Below are 279 nucleotides of genomic sequence, written 5' to 3'. Positions count from 1 at the left end.
TATCGGGGTCGCGAAGCGGCTCGCCACGGACGATGGGGCGCGCGAGCGCCGCAACCAGATCGTCCGCCTGCCGTTGACGCTGCGCTCGGTCTCTGGTGCCATGCGGGCCGCCGCGGACCTCGTGCGCCTCGCCGAGGCGGAGGCGCAGAGCTCCTTCGAACAGCGTGACGCCGAGGAGCGCGCGTCGCTCCTCGCGACCCTCGGCGCTCCCGAATCAGGAACGCTTCCGCCCTCCATGTCTCTTCAGGATCGGTGACTTCGTCGTCATTCTCGGCCTTG

1 pseudogene is annotated in these 279 nt (G+C 69.9%); it reads left to right on the top strand.

The window, feature by feature from the left end:
• Positions 1-256 (top strand): annotated as a pseudogene (locus FNH21_RS16830) (DNA polymerase III subunit delta'); the annotation flags it as partial.
• Between the last annotated feature and the right edge of the window lie 23 nt (positions 257-279).

It is taken from the genome of Arthrobacter bussei (assembly GCF_009377195.2).
GTDB classification, from domain to species: domain Bacteria; phylum Actinomycetota; class Actinomycetes; order Actinomycetales; family Micrococcaceae; genus Arthrobacter_D; species Arthrobacter_D bussei.
Note: the sequence above shows the minus strand (reverse complement) of the source record. Positions and strands in the feature narration are given on the sequence as shown.